The organism is Tamlana sp. 2_MG-2023 (assembly GCF_030548465.1).
GTDB lineage: Bacteria > Bacteroidota > Bacteroidia > Flavobacteriales > Flavobacteriaceae > Pseudotamlana.
On record NZ_JAUOSF010000003.1, the window covers coordinates 68,571 to 85,964 of the forward strand.

Sequence of the window (17,394 nt, forward strand, 5' to 3'; positions counted from 1 at the left end):
TTAAAAGTAAAGTCCGCTTTATCTTAATATTTTTGTTTGAAAGCGGTTCATTTTATAAAAAACAAATAGTTGACATATGAAACACATCCTACTGGTAGAAGACGATGTTGCATTCTCTGAAATGTTGAAACAGTTCTTGCAACGTCATCAAAATAAAGTAGATGTGTGCTATACCTTAGAGAAAGCATCATCACAAATAAAAACACAAAATTACGATTTAGTTTTTACAGATTTACGTCTTCCCGATGGTGATGGTATTGTGTTTTTAAAAGAAATCAAGTCAAACATACCACATATTCCAGTAGTTTTAATGACGAGTTATGCCGAAGTTTCTACAGCAGTTCAAGCTATGAAACAAGGGGCTTTCGATTATATTTCAAAACCTTTTAACCCTGATGAAGTCCTTGAAGTTATAAAAAATGCTTTAGCTAATAAAAAACCTGAACCCACTCCTATTCCAAATCAAACTAAAAAAAATTCTACAAAATCTACAACAGAATTTGTAAAAGGCATCAGTGCGGCATCAAAAACGCTAAATGAATATATTAAGTTAGTTGCACCCACCAGTATGTCTGTATTAATAACTGGGGAAAGTGGTACAGGTAAAGAAGTGGTTGCTAAAAACATCCATTTAAAAAGCCCGAGACATAATAAACCTTTTGTAGCAGTTGATTGTGGTGCTATACCTAAAGAAATTGCATCTAGTGAATTTTTTGGACATAAAAAAGGTTCCTTTACAGGAGCCACCGACGATAAAATAGGGCATTTTGAAGCAGCAAATAGCGGAACACTTTTTTTGGATGAAGTTGGTAATTTAAGCTACGAAAATCAAATACAATTATTAAGAGCTTTACAGGAAAGAAAAGTAAAACCTGTTGGTAGCAGCAGTGAAATTCATGTGGATATTAGGTTGGTAACGGCGACGAATGAAGATTTGTTAGTAGCTGTTGAAAAAGGTGATTTTCGCGAAGATTTATACCATCGATTAAATGAATTTTCAATAAAAGTGCCTAATTTAAAAAATAGAAACGATGATTTGATTTTGTATGCCGATTTCTTTTTAGATAAAGCCAATGCACAACTTAATAAATCGGTTGCAGGGTTTTCAAAAGAAGCTTTAAATATATTTCAAAATTACAATTGGCCAGGCAACTTACGCGAACTTTCAAATGTTATAAAAAGAGCTACATTATTAACATCTACTGAAATTATTGATGTAGATGCATTACCAACTGAATTGAGCCAACCTAAGGAAAACCATATAGTATCTAACAAATTTTCAACTAAAGAAAATGAAAAAGTACTCATTATAAATGCTTTAGAAGAAGTAGGTAATAATAAAACACAAGCAGCCAAATTATTGAATATTACACGAAAAACACTTTATAACAAAATGAAGGAATACCATATTAATTAAGATAGTTTTCCATAACATTTATAAAACTTTTCAAACTTTTTTCAAAATCTATAAAAATCTTATCATCAATAGATTTAGCCGTTTCAAAATATTCCAAATAAGGAATAACCGCCTTTACTTCCAGCTGTTTAAACATACTTAACATTTTATGCCCCACCTGATTGATTGTGATTATATCATGATTATTTTTAGCCTCTTCTAATAACAAATAATTCTTTTTGGTATCTTCTATAAAAGTCCCTAACGTTTTTTTTATAGCACTCTCATCATGATTTAAAAAAGATCCCAAAGACATAACACTAAAGCCTTCCGTTTTTTTGCTATTATCGGTTATAAACTCCGATTGCACACTTGATAATTTGGACTGAAAAAACTGCTGCAAAACATCCACTATTTTATCCGTATCAAAAGGTTTTATCAATACTTCGGAAAAGCCACTGTTCATATAATCTTCTTTAGACATATTTACGCGTCCTGTCATGGCTATAATAGGTTGGTCTTTATAAGATACTTGATTTTTAAGTGTTTCCATAAAATGGATGCCGTTCATTTCAGGAAGTTGAATGTCGGTAAAAACCATATCATAAGCAATATCATCAATAGATTCCAATGCTTTTTTAGCATTATCAAACACAAAGGCCTCAATACCGTGTTGTTTTAAAATGGTTTTTAAAAGTAGTTGCATGGAATCATCATCTTCCACAACTATCGCTTTTAAATTAAAAACAATCTTAGGTTTGTGTGAATTGGAAGTTATTAAAACCGAACTTGAACGTAATACAGGTATTTTCAGGGTAAAGGTGCTACCTTTATATAATTCGCTTTCTAAAGTCAATGTTCCCCCTAATATCTTAGCTAATTTTTTTGAAATGGTAAGTCCTAAACCAAATCCTTTTTTTTGGTTTTCTATCTGCGAATCCGCTTGAGTAAATGCTTTAAAAATATTTTCTTTTTGATCTTTGCTAATACCTACTCCAGTATCGGCTACCGAAATCTCCAATTGGTCTTTATCCGCTTCTTTATTCAATAAACTTGTGATAGTAATACTGCCTTCATTTGTAAATTTATAGGCGTTTATAATCAAATTATACAAAATTTGCTTTAAGCGGAATGGGTCGCTAATAACTAAATGTTCTATAGATCTATCATGGTTTACGATAAACCGAATGGGTTTTTCTTCAACAATATTTTTAGCATTTTGAACAATCTCATCAATATGCATTTCTAAATTAAAAGGAATAGATTCTACAACAATATGACCATTTTCAAGTTTAGAAAACTCCAAAAGATCATCCACCAATTGTCCCATATACGCCGAAGCATTTCTAATATGTGTAATGTAATTAGATTCTTTTGTGTTATGGTTTGTTTTCTGAAGCAACTCACTAAAGCCTGAAATAGTGTTTAATGGTGTTCTTAAATCATGACTTACCATAGAAATTAACTGTTCTCTGCTTTTTAACAAAGATGATTTGGTTTCATTAGCCTCTTCAAGCTGTTTACGATAGCGTTGGGTTTTCCAAAAATCATTCAAAATGATAACTGAAAATAAAATAATGATAATAAAACTGATACCCGCAGCAAGTAAAATAATGCCTTTACTATGATTAAGCGTGGTTTCTCGCTGATTATTCATCTTGCTGGCATACCTAATGACATCAATTTCCAAATTACTTAAAAGCTCTTGTAACTTTCTAGAAATGATCAAATCGTTATCGATAAGTTCTCGCTCTTTATTAAGCAGTGATATGCGTTGATTACTGGTTTTAATTTGAGCATCTTTAAGCATATCTCTAGAAATAGATAAAAGCGAATCTACTTGTTTTTGCTCAACATTATTTATAGAATCCTTAGGATTGTATCTATTAAGTATGCTTACATATTCCTCAAACTTTTTACGATTTTTAGCATCTAAAGTATTAGGATTTTTTACCAAATCTCCTATAGTTACTTTACCTAAAAGGGAATCAATAGAACTTAATTTATTAATAGCTTTATTAAAGGACGTATCAGAATTATCCTTAGTCTTCAAACTTTTTAAGTCTTTAATATTTTTAAGCTTTTTGTCTATAACCAATTTGATGCTGTCTAAAATAGAGGCCTGAGAACTATTAGAAACAATGACATTGAGTGAATCAATTTTTGATATAAGTTTTTCATTTTCAATAAGATATTCATTGAATTTTTCTGTCGAGTTTAATTGAATGGCAGCACGTGCTAAACTTTCATTTTTATAAATATCAGCTATTAAACCACCTGTTTTTACTATTTTATTACGGTCTGAAATATCTTGTTTTTGTAACTGAGTAAAGGTTCTAATCTCCGAAAGCACCAAAAACCCAGAAATAGTAGCTAAAATAACTAAGATGATATAACCTATTAAAACCTTGAAAGTAATTCTATGTTTTGATTGCTCCATTGTTTATAAAACCAAAAGTAAATGACTAAATTTTTTCTTTGATGAAACACTATAAAAGAACATACCAAATTCACCATTACCATCTTTAATAATATTTAAATTTACGAAGCTCAATAGATTATTTGGGTTTCTATGTAGTGTTACTAGAGTTGTAAAATTAAAGGATTTGAGTGTTTTTGTATGATTTTAATCTAAAAATTGAATTATCAAAGCTCCCAAATAAAAAAGACACCATCGTAACATGAAGGTGTCTTAAAAAATTAATATTAATTATATTTCTATTTATCCATACGCTTTACACTACCACCTAAAGCGGTATTTTCGTTTATAACCTCAGGTCTTCCGTAGATATAAACATCACCGCCTGCTCTAATTTTAGCATTAACCTCTTGTGTCGCATTAACATAAGCTTCACCACCAGCTTTTATAGACACATCGGTGTCTTCGGTTATTAATGCTTCTCCTTTAAAAACACCACCTGTATTTATATCTATATTTTGATCTTTAGAAGTTCCTGTAACAGTAATTATACCACCTGTAACGGATTTAACAAGGGTATGCTTCACATCAACCGGTACGCTAATAGTAGCGCCTTCTTGAGCTCTTAAATCGATTTCAAATTGTTTTATAACATCATCTGAAGTAATTTGAGCGCCTTCATTAACATCAATCACATCGATATGTTTGTAATACAAGGTGACTTTAGTATCATTACCATTGAATAATTTTTCAATGTTCATTTTAATCTTCAGCTTTCCATTTTTATTATTTATGGTAACCTGTTCGGTATTTTTACCTGTGATAACAATTTTATTTTCTTCGGAATTTACAAGTTCTAATTGAATTAAATCGTAAACTTTAAGTTCAGTAAATTCCCCAATTGTTTTTTCTACAGTCTCAGTCTCTTGGGCGAAAATACTTCCTGAAATTATTAATGTTAAAATGAAAAATATGCGTTTCATACGTTTGTTTGTTTTAGTTATAGGCACAAAATTATCAATAATTATACCAGCTTAAATTTACTTTGTGATAATTTTAATTTTCTTGTTCTGGCTTTCCTAACAAGTTGAAATCTAAGTGTTTCTTAACTAAATCGGTGTTTTTAACTTTTACAACAACTTCATCACCAAGTTGATAGGTCATGCCTGTATTTTTTCCAACCATAGCAAATTGATCTTGATCAAAAGCATAATGATCGTCGGTCATATCACGCACACTCACCATACCTTCACATTTATTTGAAATGATTTCTACATAAATTCCCCAATCGGTTACCCCAGAAATTACCCCTACAAAATTCTCATTTTTATGATCTTCCATAAAACGGATTTGCATGTACTTTATAGAATCTCTTTCAGCACGTGTTGCCAAACCTTCCATATTACTGGAATGATTACATTTTTCTTCGTAAACATCTTCATTAGCCGATTTTCCGCCATCCAAATAATGTTGCAATAAACGATGCGCCATCACATCTGGATAACGACGAATAGGCGATGTAAAATGACTATAGTAATCGAAAGCCAAACCGTAATGCCCGATATTATGGGTGGTATATTCAGCTTTACTCATACTTCTTATCGTTAAAGTATCAACTAAATTTTGTTCCTTTTTACCGTTAACTTCCTTCAATAAATGATTCAATGAAGTGGCGGTTGTTTTACGATCTTTAAAATTAAGTTTATAACCAAATTTTGAAACAATGCCTTGTAAATTCGCTAGTTTACTATCGTCTGGTTCGTCATGAACACGATAAACAAAGGTCTTTTTAGGATCTTGTTTTCCAACAAATTCTGAAACTTTACGGTTTGCTAAAAGCATAAACTCTTCAATAAGTTTATTCGCATCCATACTGGTTTTAAAGAACACACCAATTGGGTTTGCTTCTTCATCTAAATTGAATTTGACTTCTACTTTATCAAAAGAAAGAGCACCAGATCGCATGCGTATTCCACGCATGATTTTAGCCAATTCGTCCATTTTTAGAATGGCATCAGCTAATTTTTGATCGGTTTTATAAGCTTTTCCTGTTAAAGAGACTTCAGCAGGAATGTCGTTTGTTTTGGATTCTAAAATGGCTTGTGCTTCTTCATAAGCATAACGTGCATCACTGTAAGTAACCGTTCTACCGAACCACTGATTTTTAATTTCAGCTTTATCATTCATTTGAAACACTGCAGAAAAGGTATATTTTTCTTCATGAGGACGTAATGAACAAGCGTTATTAGACAGTACTTCTGGTAACATAGGCACCACACGATCTACTAAATACACCGATGTGGCACGCTCGTAAGCTTCATCGTCTAAAATAGTACCTTCTTGTAAATAATGCGATACATCGGCAATGTGAATACCAATTTCATATAAACCATTATCTAAAACTTCAAAGGATAAGGCATCATCAAAATCTTTAGCATCTTTAGGATCTATGGTAAAGGTTAAATCCTTTCGCATGTCACGACGTTTGGCAATTTCTTCTTCAGTAATAGAAGTATCTAATTGATTTGCAAACTGTTCTACTTCATAAGGAAATTCGTGAGGTAGACCATATTCAGCTAAAATCGCGTGAATCTCAGTATTATGATCACCTGGTTTCCCAAGTACTTGCACCACTTTTCCGTAAGGTGAATCGGCTTTTTCAGGCCAATCTTCTAGTTTTACTAAAACTTTATCGCCGTCTTCAGCTTTAAAGGTTTTATTGATAGGTACAAAAATATCTTTGTACATTTTATTACTATCTGCAATTACAAAAGCATATTTTTCATGCAATTGAATCACACCAACATACTCTGATTTTGAGCGTTTTATAATATTTGTAATCTCACCTTCTAACTTACCGCGTCTTCTACGTTTGTAAACATAGAATTCTACTTCGTCATCATGTAAGGCTTTATTAATATTATTTGAAGCGATAAATACATCATCTTCAAAGTCTTCACAAATAATATAACCATTGCCTTTAGCGGCTAAATCGAGCCTACCGGTATGGTATTCTGAGTTAATCACGGCTTTAAATTTACCACGTTCTACTTCTTCAATTTCTTGTTTGCCTTGTAAATCGCGTAATTTTTTTATGATTTGATTTCTACTACTGGCATCGTTTACACCAAGTTTAGCGGCGATTTGCTTGTAGTTGAAAGACTGATTTCTTTCTTTTTTTAAAATACTTAAGATAGTATTTGATAGGTTGGAAATCCCTTTATTCTTGGATTTTCCTTTTCTTTTTCTAGTCATTTAATATTGTAATCTTTTCAATTCCTAAGATACAGGAATTGTGTTAGTAAATAGCAGGAATTTAGGAGAAGATTTTGCTATTTATTTTATACAAAGCTACGTTTTTAAAATTAAACGAATATTTCCTTAAGTTTAATTCATATCAAAGTCAATTTTTTAAATCGTAATTCAAAAACGAACGACAACTTCCTTTCTCTTCACAATACTCAATTTTTGAAGTTATCCACACTTATATATATATTATTATTTTTCTTTTAAAATTTAAAAAAACAATGGTGGTTATTATAGGGTGTTAATAACTGGTATAACTTTTTTAAATTTTATTTTGATGGCTTTAAATTTACAGTTTGTTAATAGGTTCTTAACAATGTAATTACGATTAATTGTCTAATTTTAAGTCTTTTTCATTTTTATATCCACAGTTGTTAACAACCAAAAACCAGTAGTGTTTATTCATAAGTTTTTTTAATTTTGTGTTCATAGTGAACAATTTTTAGGCTGATAACATCGCTAAAAAAAATGAATTAAAAATTTGGATTTTAAGTTGCGGTTTTTGATTGGAAAAATAAATGGATATTCAATATTTTTCTTTTAGAAAGTAATGAACAGTTATTAACAACTCATCCACATTTTAATACACATGGTTAATAATTACTACCTTTGTATAACAATACAATATAAGATATACACATGACAATTTCTATAGGAAACGACCACGCCGGAACAGATTATAAATTTGCAATTAAGGAACTCCTTGAATCTAAAGGTTATACCGTAAATAACCATGGTACCGATGCTAATGATAGTGTTGATTACGCCGATTTTGTACACCCCGTAGCAACCGATGTTGTTAATAACACCTCTACTTTTGGTATTTTAATTTGCGGAAGCGCCAATGGTGTGGCCATGGCCGCGAACAAGCATCAAAAAATTCGTGCGGGTTTATGTTGGAATAAAGAAATTGTACACCTTATAAGAAGTCATAACAACGCGAATATTTTATGTATTCCTGCAAGGTTTACAGCTATTCCACAAGCTTTAGAAATGGTTGAGGTCTTTTTAAATACAGAATTTGAAGGCGGAAGACATCAAACTAGAATCGATAAAATTCCGGTGTCTTGCTAAATGAGTCATTCTCATGGGCACCATCACACTCATGATCATCCCGATTTAAAAGGTCGGAACCTTGTTATATCCATACTTTTAAACATCGTTATTACGGTAGCGCAAGTTATTGGCGGACTCCTATCTGGTAGTTTGTCCTTACTTAGTGATGCTTTACATAATTTTAGCGATGTTATTTCGCTCATTGTAAGTTATATAGCTACTAAACTTGTTAGAAAAAGAGCCTCTTTTCAACGTACTTTTGGTTATAAGCGTGCTGAAATTTTAGCAGCTTTCATCAATGCCGCCACATTAATAGTTGTAGCTGTTTTATTGATTATTGAAGCGGTTAAACGTTTTCAGCATCCTCAAGAAATAGAATCTGAATTAGTCATCTGGTTATCTTTAGTGGCTATTTTAGGTAATGGTTTTAGTGTGCTTTTACTTAAGAAGGATTCTAAAAGTAATATGAATATGAAAAGTGCCTACATTCATTTACTTACCGATATGATGGCGAGTGTTGCCGTATTGGTTGGCGGACTTCTTATGAAGTATTACCAGTTGTTTTGGGTAGATAGTGTCCTTACTTTAGCTATTGCCGTTTATTTAATTTGGATGGGCTTTGATTTACTTATCAATTCTACTAAAGTTCTTATGTTATTTACACCAGATTCGGTGCCTATTGAAAAAATTGTAGATGAAATTAATGCTTTTGAAAGTGTTAAAAACGTGCATCATGTACATGTTTGGCAATTAAACGAAGATGAAGTACATCTAGAAGCCCATATTGATTTTAGTAAAAATATTACATTATCTGAATTTGATACCATTTTACAGAATATCGAGCAGCACGTTTTTAAAAAATACCATATTAATCACGTGAATATTCAGCCAGAATATAGTTACGATGATGCTAAAGACGTTATCGTTCAAGATTAAATTCCTGCGAAGGCAGGAATCTCATCAATTAAAAGGAGTAACTTCAATTCATTAATAGAAAACACCCATGCTTAAATATATAATAAAAACCTTTGAAGATTTAACCACTACCGAACTCTATAAACTGCTTCAATTACGAAGTGAAGTTTTTGTGGTAGAGCAAGACTGCGTGTATCAAGATATAGATGGTAAAGACGACAAAGCCCTTCATGTTTTAGGTTATAAAGGGAAAAAACTTGTGGCCTACACGCGTGTTTTCGAACCTGGTTTATATTTTGAATCGGCCAGTATCGGGCGCGTTTTGGTGGCTAAAAGTCAACGCAATCACCAATATGGTTATGAACTTATGGAAATGTCTATTGAAGTCATTCGCATGCATTTTAGAGAAACGAAGATTAAAATTTCAGCGCAATATCATTTAAAACAATTTTATAATAATTTAGGTTTTAAAGAAGTAGGCGACACTTATTTAGAAGACGATATTCCGCATATCGGGATGTATCGAGTTTAACGAACATCATATCTAAAGTATTATTTTTTAAGTTTATCTTTTAATTAAAAAGGATCAATGAATAATTTATTAAAAATCTGTTTTTTACTATTTATCTTACCCTTAAGTTTTTCTTATGCACAAGCTAAAAAACAGATAAATATTGATGATATTGTACCATGGTGTGTGGTTTCTTTTGATGCTTTAGAACGTCAGCCACAAGAAAGAATAAGCATGCTTAAAGACCTGGGCTTTTCTAAGTATGGTTATAATTGGCGTGAAGAACATTTAGATTATATTCAAGAGGAATTTGTTTTAGCGAAGGAAAACAATATGGACATTGAGGCTATATTTCTATGGTTAAATGCAAAAAGAGATAGCATAGGAAAGTTAAGTCCGTTAAACAAATCACTATTAACAAAGCTTGAAGGCGTTGATAACAAACCGGATATTTGGTTGAGTTTTAGTCCTAATTATTTCGAAAATTTAAGTCAGGAAGAAGCCATAAATCGTGCTATAAAATACATTAGATTTATAAAAGATAAAGCTGATGCTTTAGGTGTTGGCTTAGCTTTGTATAATCACAGTGGTTGGTTTGGTAATACCGATAATCAAGTTGATATTATAAATAGATTGCCCGATTTTAATTTAAAGATCGTTTATAATTTCCACCATGCTCAGGAAGATTTAGACGATTATACACGGGTATTTAAAAACATAAAACCTTATTTAACCTGTGTGAATTTAAACGGTTTGCGTAAAGATGGTCCTAAAATTTTAACTATTGGTGAAGGCGATTATGAATATCCTATGATTAAAAGCCTATTTGATTTAGGTTATGACGGACCCTGGGGCGTATTAGGTCATATAAAAACGGAAGATGTTGAACAGGTTTTAAAACGAAATATGGCTGGTATACAAATGATAAACCAAAGGTTATTACAGGAGGAAGATTAAAAACTCTAACATTGGGTTATGAATTTATTATTAGCCAGTAATACCTCTAAATAAAAGTAACTTTAAAATAAATGAAAAAAATAACTTTACTAATGTTTTGTCTATTTGGAGTAATCTCTGAAAGCAAAGCTTGTGATCCTGTATATACAACCTTTAATGAATGGTTAAATCAATATAACAAAAATGATTATATAATTGTAGAAGGATATTTTAAGTCAGAAACAGAAACCCATTATTCCTCAAAATTTAAAGTCACACGTTCTTCAGACCCGTCAATAAAAAGTAACCAAGAATATGAAGTTTTTGAATACGGACCATTTGGAAGTATGTGTGAAATGTTAGAAATGGAGTCAAGTATAAAATCTAAACTTACAGGACAAGAAAATCCTAGATTACTAATTCTATATAAAGGTAGAAGTATTAATGGAAAATTGGTTACCCCAATTTTTTGGGATGCTGGAGTAGACGCTTCAAACAATAAAATAGCAGAAAAAAGATATGATTATGCATCCAGACTTTATATTTCATATGAGTGTATTACTCCGTTAGATGAAATTTGGAAACAGATTTTAAAAGGAAATGGAATATTAGAATGGGTAAGGATAAAAGAATAACTAAAATATACTATTTTAAATAATTACCCTGTTAAACGTGCGCTAAAACGGGTAGCATAGCAAAAATTGAATGTATAGAAATACTAAAAATGTTTTCACATAAAATTTAATTGATAAGAAAAATAGATTTTCTTATCATAGTTGGAGAGGTTTTTCATGTTAAATTTATAGAGGTCAGTAGCTAGTTACATACTTTTAAGTTGAGATTTAGCTGAATGTCAGGTCGAGCCTGCCTATCGGCAGACAGGCGCAGTCAAGATCCGATTTTTAAAAACGAAAAGTTCTCGACTGCGAACCGACAATAGTACTACATACAACATTCTCATTTTTAAATTTATCTTGAGTTTAAATTATAAGTATTTATCTACCGACCTCTATAAATTTATATACACTATTTCACATTATCATCAACATAAGTAATGACAATTTCCACACGGCGGTCAAATTTTGGATCACCACCTAAGGGAAATTTTCTACGCATACCTAAGTGTCTCATCCGTTTTTTACTTACGCCTTTTTCAGCAAAATAGTTATAAACATACTCTGCCCTAGCTTCAGAAAGGTTGCGTTTTTTAGTTTTTCTATCCACGGCATCTCGTGAATTTTGGGTACAGCATACATGACCTTGAATGGTAAAATAAATTTCTTTCCTTTTCACTAATGCATCAGCGATGGCTTCCAATATTTTTTCCGATCCAGCATTCATAGCAACTTCACCAGTTTTAAATAAAATAGTATTGAATACTATCTTATCACCTTTTTCACCTTCATTAATGAGTTCAACCGTTGTTTTATCTTTTTCAATAACTGGCGTTTCTATTTCAGCTACAGGCTCTGGAATTGGTTTTGGTAATTTAGGCTCTACGATAATTTCAACTTTTCGGTTTAATCCGCGAATCTTTAGAATATCTTCTTCTTTGACAATCTTTAATAAAATTTTACCCTTGCCATCGACATTGGTAATTAAGCTCTCACTAATTTCATTGTTAGAAAAAATGGTTTTTATAGCATCTGCCCGTTGTTGAGAAAGGATTAAATTATAAGTATCGGCTCCGCGATCATCACAAAATCCGAAAATGGAAATGGATGCTATTTCAATATCATTTAAATTAGAAATAAAAAGAAGCAAACGGTTCTCTTCGGTACTTGGAACGTCATATTTATCGGTTTCAAAATAAACCACATGCGTAAGCGCTCTTTGTGAAAAAGCAGACACAGATTGAAGTATTATTAATATAAACACTAATAATTTAGACATAGTAGGGAGTTCTATCGATATAAATATAATATTTTTAATCGAAAATTTTACTAGAAGTCTGTGTATCTGAATATTTTATAGATGAACTGAAATTTAAGCTATAAAATATTCAAATTGAAATAAATAAGTTGGAGGTTTTTTACCTTAAATAACTTTGATAAGACGTTGAATTGCTCAAAATTTCTGAAGCTTTTTTAATTTCAGTATCATGAACCTTATAATAATCATATAAACCTTCTCTGTGCACATAGCATTTCACAATGTCTTCTGTTAGTAATTCTAACAAATAGGCTTTATTTTCGTCTATAACTTTGTTTTTAGAAGCGTTTAAATGATTAATAAGGGCATTGTATTCTTTTTCAATATCGTCGTTTAAAGCTTCTTTTTTAGAGGTTTCAAAAGCTTTATTTAGTGCTTTTTCAGTTTCAGTTTCAAAAGAAAAATTATTGGTTTCTAAATAACTTTTGAAGTTTGAAAAATCTTTATCCGTTAAGGTAAAATTGTTAATATCTTCAATTTTATGATTGTAATAGTAATCTACGGCATAATTGAAAATTAAATCGCTGTCTTGAATAGCCTTTGTAATGGTTGGATTTTTTGTTGCACCCAGTGCAACATCTGGAAGTACACCACCACCATCAAAAACTTTACGACCATTTTTGGTTTTAAACTCGTGATAATTTTCTTGTTTTACACGAACGGCTTCCCCTTTTTCATTTCTATTCCAATAATCTAAAGATTGTATACAGCGTCCGGAAGGTGTATGATACCTCGAAATTGTAATTTTAACCTGCGTGCCATAAGTAAGTTGTTTTGGTCGTTGTACTAACCCTTTACCAAAACTTCTAGACCCAACAATAACAGCACGATCTAAATCTTGTAAAGCACCCGATACAATTTCACTGGCCGAAGCACTAGCGCCATCAATTAAAACTACTAAAGGAATTTCGGTATCTATTGGCTGGTTTTGAGTGATGTAAGTACGATTATACTGTTTTACTTTAGATTTTGTGGTTACTACAAGCTGTCCCTTAGGAACAAAAAGATTCACAATTTTAATAGCTTCATTTAGTAATCCACCTGGATTTCCTCTTAAATCTAAAATAATTTTTGACGCACCTTGAGCTTTTAAATCACGTAACGCATAGTTCGTTTCTATATAGGCTTTGTTACTAAAACGGCTTAAAACAATGTAACCTGTTTTATCATTAACCATAGAAAAATGTGGAACCGCTTTTATATCTACTTCGGCACGTTTTATAGTTGCTGTATGTGTTTTTCCTTGGCGTAAATAAGTAACCTCTACAGAAGAACCTGAAGTACCTTTTAATAAATCACCAGCATGATCTTTATATCCAGCAACAACAGTATTGCCAATTTTTATGATTTCATCACCAGGTTTTAAACCAGCTTGGTCAGCAGGATAATCCTTGTAAGGTTCAATAACCAATAATTTATCTTCTAAGGTTTTTATACGAGCACCAATACCTGTATAATCACCAGTATTGTTAATACGAGCAGCTTCAACATCTTGCTCGTTCATAAAATTGGTGTATGGATCTAAATCGGCTAACATGCTTTTAATAGCCGTATCCATGAGTTCACCAGGATTGGTTTCATCCACATAATTCATGTTAAGTTCCTTGAACAGTGTGGTGAAAATTTCAATCTGTTTTGCTATTTCAAAAAAATCATTTTTAAATGCCGATGTCGTTAAAAACACAACACCAACCATAACTGGAATTATAATTTTTTTATTGAAGATTTTTTTCATGTAATAGATTATTTTTCTGAAACCTGACTTCTAAATTTTTCAAATAGAAGTGTCATACGTTTTTCCAATTTAACATATTCTGGTTTATCTTTACCAATGTACAAAATCATAAACGCATAGGGCTGACTTAAATTGTTAAAATACGAGGCTTTGTTAAGTCGGTATGATTCACGCATTAAACGCTTTATGCGGTTTCTATCTACAGCCAATTTAAAATAACGTTTACTAACCGAAACCCCTGTTTGTGCTGGGATGTTAGTTTCGAAAGTTGTAGGCAAATAAACAAGGCGCAACGGATATGCTATAACAGATTTTCCTTCGGCAAACAATTGCTCAATAAGTTTTTTGCTTTTAAGTTTTTCTTTTTTATTAAAGGTAAAGCTCAATTGGTGTGTTTTAAAGGCTCAAAGGTAATGAAATAAAAAAGTTGCTTTTACATAATCTGATTTTAGCGCTGAAAAATTTTCAGAAGATTCTTATTCAGTCATAAGTCTTACAAACGTCACTCTGAACTCGTTTCAGGGTCACATAAAGATGCTCACATTGAGCTTACTATTCTAAATTTGAATTCACATAACTGCGATCCCAATCTTTCCAAACCACCTCATAACCTTGTGATTGAATCATATTTTTGATACTTTCTGTAGAACGCTCATCTGAAATTTCAAACTGCTCTAAAGATTGTGGTTCTACAGCATAACCGCCCGGATTGGTTTTAGATTCGGCACTTATTGAGGTGATTCCTAATCTGATGATGTTGTTTCTAAAGGTTTCACTTTCGCGTGTAGACATCGATAATTCAACATCTTCATCTAATAAACGGTAGGCACAAATGAGTTGTACTAAATCAATATCTGTCATTTCTACCTTAGGTTCTACATCGCCTTGGTGCGGACGTAATCTTGGGAATGAAATGGAATATTTTGTTCTCCAATAGGTTTTTTGAAGGTATTTTAAGTGTAAAGCGGTATAAAAACTATCCACACGCCAATCTTCCAAACCAAATAAAGCCCCTAAACCGATTTTATGAATACCTGCCTTTCCTAAACGATCTGGCGTATCTAATCGGTAATTAAAATTCGATTTTTTTCCCTTCGGATGATGGACTTTATAGGTCGCTTCATGATACGTTTCTTGATAGACTAAAACAGCATATAAACCTTCCGCGATAAGCGTTTCATATTCATCTTGATCTAAGGGTTGAACTTCAATACTTATGTTTGAAAAATATTTTTTAACCAGTTGAATCGCATGCTTCAAATACGAAACCCCAACGGTTCTATTTGCTTCTCCGGTTACTAACAAAATATGGTCATACCCTAAACTTTTAATATGCGCCACTTCTTTTAAAATTTCGGCGTCACTTAAGGTTTTCCTCGGAATTTTGTTCGTCATACTAAATCCGCAATAGGTACATATATTTTGACATTCATTAGACAAATACATCGGAATATACATCTGAATAGTATTCCCAAAACGCTTTTTAGTCAGCTGATTACTACGTTGCGCCATTTGCTCTAAAAAAGGCGTCGCTGCTGGGGAAATAAGGACTTTAAAGTCGTTTAATGTTATTTTTTCTTTGGCCAATACTGCTTGAACATCTGCTTTGGTAAACGCATAGATTTCACGTTCTAGGGTGTCCCAATCGTATGTATTGAATGTATTTTTGAATGTGTTCATTTATTATGAGTAGTTAAGTAGTTAAGTAGGTAGAGAAGTTAACTCCTTAACTACTGACGTTAAGAAACGAAGTCAACGGACTACTGGCTTCGGCATGTTGTTTTACAGGTGCTAATTTTGCGTTATAAGCCATTCTCCCCGACTCTACAGCCATTTTGAAGGCTTTACCCATTTCTATTGGATTTTGTGACACGGCTATTGCGGTATTAACCAGAACAGCATCGGCTCCTAATTCCATGGCAAAAGCGGCGTGTGATGGGGCTCCTATTCCCGCATCAACAATAACTGGTACATTGCTTTGTTCGATGATAATTTCTAAAAAGTCGTTTGTTTTTAACCCTTTATTACTACCTATTGGTGCGCCTAAAGGCATCACACATTGTACGCCAACTTCCTCTAAACGCTTACACAGTACAGGATCGGCATGAATGTATGGCATCACTACGAAACCTAATTTAACGAGTTCTTCCGCAGCTTTTAAGGTTTCAATGGGGTCGGGTAATAAATATTTTGGATCTGGATGAATTTCTAATTTCACCCAATTGGTTTTTAAAGCTTCACGTGCTAATTCTGCCGCAAAAACAGCTTCTTTTGCAGTTCGTACACCTGAAGTATTTGGTAATAAATTAATATGATTTTCTTTTAAATGAACCAGCATATCATCCGATTCGTTGTCCATTTCAACACGTTTTAAAGCCACAGTTACAAGTTCACTTTCTGAAGCTAAAATACTGTCACGCATTAAACTTGAATTACTAAATTTTCCTGTGCCTGTGAATAATCGTGATGTGAATGTTTTATCGGCTATTTGTAGTGTGTCTTTCATTTTGTTTTTTTAGGAGTTGAAGTAGTTAAGAATTTTTTGGTTTCCAAACTTGTTCTTCTAAATCTTCTGAACTTTTTAAGAGTTGTTTAAAGACGTTGATATTATTAAAATTTTTAGTGATTTCTCTTGAAACGGCTATGCCATGAATACCTGTTGTTAGTAATTCTGGAATATCATCTGTTGTTAGTCCGCCTATGGCAATTATTGGTGTTTCTGTTTTTAGCGTTTCTATAATTCCTTCGTAACCTTTTAAACCTAAAACGGGACTTAAATTATCCTTGGTTTCTGTAAACCTGAAAGGACCTAAACCGATATAATCTACTTTTTTATTGATCAGGTTTTCACAGTCTTCTAGCGTATTGGCTGTCCCGCCAACAATTTGCCATGAATACAATGCTTTTCTTGCTATTGAAGGACAAGTGTCTGATTTTCCTAAATGAACCCCATCAGCTTTGACTTCTTTTGCAATTTTATAATGGTCGTTTATAATTAACCGTGTTTGATAATGTGACGTAATTTCTCTGGCTTCTTGTGCGGCTTTTAAAATCTTTTTTTCTGAATAATGCTTCAAACGCAGTTGCACTAATTCGGCTCCAGACTGACAGGCTTTTTGAATGTTTTCTATGTGCGTCTTCGGCGTTGCGCCTTGTGATATGTAGTGTAATTTTGGGATCATTTTTTA

General features: G+C 32.3%; 15 protein-coding genes. 6 read left to right on the plus strand and 9 right to left on the minus strand.

The window, feature by feature from the left end; translation table 11 throughout:
• Positions 1-76: 76 nt before the first annotated feature.
• Entirely contained in the window at positions 77-1,417 is a 1,341-nt protein-coding gene (locus Q4566_RS05665; protein ID WP_303419450.1) for a sigma-54 dependent transcriptional regulator, read from the plus strand.
• On the opposite strand, the gene Q4566_RS05670 is transcribed toward Q4566_RS05665, so the two are convergent.
• From Q4566_RS05670 to rnr, 3 genes are all read right to left on the minus strand, one after another.
• Positions 1,410-3,836 (minus strand): ATP-binding protein, encoded by a 2,427-nt coding sequence (locus Q4566_RS05670; RefSeq protein WP_303419452.1) that lies wholly within the window; start codon positions 3,834-3,836, stop codon positions 1,410-1,412. The two genes, Q4566_RS05665 and Q4566_RS05670, sit on opposite strands and share 8 nt — an antisense overlap.
• Before the next feature lie 278 nt (positions 3,837-4,114).
• Positions 4,115-4,798 carry a head GIN domain-containing protein gene (locus tag Q4566_RS05675; protein ID WP_303419454.1) on the minus strand — a complete coding sequence of 228 codons (684 nt, stop codon included), beginning with the start codon at positions 4,796-4,798 and terminating at the stop codon, positions 4,115-4,117.
• Positions 4,799-4,871: 73 nt separating this feature from the next.
• A complete protein-coding gene (rnr, locus tag Q4566_RS05680) occupies positions 4,872-7,070 on the minus strand; it encodes a ribonuclease R (protein ID WP_303419457.1) in 2,199 nt (732 codons plus the stop codon).
• A 690-nt stretch (positions 7,071-7,760) separates the two neighbouring features.
• Here rnr and Q4566_RS05685 point away from each other — a divergent pair.
• The 5 genes from Q4566_RS05685 to Q4566_RS05705 all read left to right on the plus strand — a co-directional run bounded on the left by Q4566_RS05685 (position 7,761) and on the right by Q4566_RS05705 (position 11,174).
• Positions 7,761-8,195 carry an RpiB/LacA/LacB family sugar-phosphate isomerase gene (locus tag Q4566_RS05685; RefSeq protein WP_303419460.1) on the plus strand — a complete coding sequence of 145 codons (435 nt, stop codon included), beginning with the start codon at positions 7,761-7,763 and terminating at the stop codon, positions 8,193-8,195.
• Positions 8,196-9,113 carry a cation diffusion facilitator family transporter gene (locus tag Q4566_RS05690; protein WP_303419463.1) on the plus strand — a complete coding sequence of 306 codons (918 nt, stop codon included), beginning with the start codon at positions 8,196-8,198 and terminating at the stop codon, positions 9,111-9,113.
• A gap of 67 nt (positions 9,114-9,180) precedes the next feature.
• Positions 9,181-9,624, plus strand: coding sequence for a GNAT family N-acetyltransferase (locus tag Q4566_RS05695; RefSeq protein WP_303419466.1), 444 nt, complete (start codon positions 9,181-9,183; stop codon positions 9,622-9,624).
• A 57-nt stretch (positions 9,625-9,681) separates the two neighbouring features.
• A complete protein-coding gene (locus tag Q4566_RS05700; RefSeq protein WP_303419469.1) occupies positions 9,682-10,560 on the plus strand; it encodes a sugar phosphate isomerase/epimerase in 879 nt (292 codons plus the stop codon).
• Between the two features lie 71 nt (positions 10,561-10,631).
• A complete protein-coding gene (locus tag Q4566_RS05705) occupies positions 10,632-11,174 on the plus strand; it encodes a hypothetical protein (RefSeq protein ID WP_303419471.1) in 543 nt (180 codons plus the stop codon).
• A gap of 391 nt (positions 11,175-11,565) precedes the next feature.
• Here the strand turns inward: Q4566_RS05705 and Q4566_RS05710 are convergent, their stop codons facing one another.
• From Q4566_RS05710 to thiE, 6 genes are all read right to left on the minus strand, one after another.
• Positions 11,566-12,432, minus strand: coding sequence for an OmpA family protein (locus Q4566_RS05710; protein WP_303419472.1), 867 nt, complete (start codon positions 12,430-12,432; stop codon positions 11,566-11,568).
• A 139-nt stretch (positions 12,433-12,571) separates the two neighbouring features.
• Complete coding sequence (locus tag Q4566_RS05715; RefSeq protein WP_303419474.1) at positions 12,572-14,206, minus strand: S41 family peptidase; 1,635 nt, start codon at positions 14,204-14,206, stop codon at positions 12,572-12,574.
• A gap of 8 nt (positions 14,207-14,214) precedes the next feature.
• Positions 14,215-14,592, minus strand: a complete 378-nt coding sequence (gene rnpA, locus Q4566_RS05720) for a ribonuclease P protein component (protein ID WP_303419477.1) — start codon at positions 14,590-14,592, stop codon at positions 14,215-14,217.
• Positions 14,593-14,758: 166 nt separating this feature from the next.
• Positions 14,759-15,886, minus strand: coding sequence for a 2-iminoacetate synthase ThiH (thiH, locus tag Q4566_RS05725; protein ID WP_303419480.1), 1,128 nt, complete (start codon positions 15,884-15,886; stop codon positions 14,759-14,761).
• Positions 15,887-15,932: 46 nt separating this feature from the next.
• Positions 15,933-16,712 (minus strand): thiazole synthase, encoded by a 780-nt coding sequence (locus Q4566_RS05730; protein WP_303419482.1) that lies wholly within the window; start codon positions 16,710-16,712, stop codon positions 15,933-15,935.
• Positions 16,713-16,737: 25 nt separating this feature from the next.
• On the minus strand, positions 16,738-17,388 hold the full coding sequence (gene thiE / locus Q4566_RS05735; protein WP_303419485.1) for a thiamine phosphate synthase: 651 nt from the start codon (positions 17,386-17,388) through the stop codon (positions 16,738-16,740).
• Between the last annotated feature and the right edge of the window lie 6 nt (positions 17,389-17,394).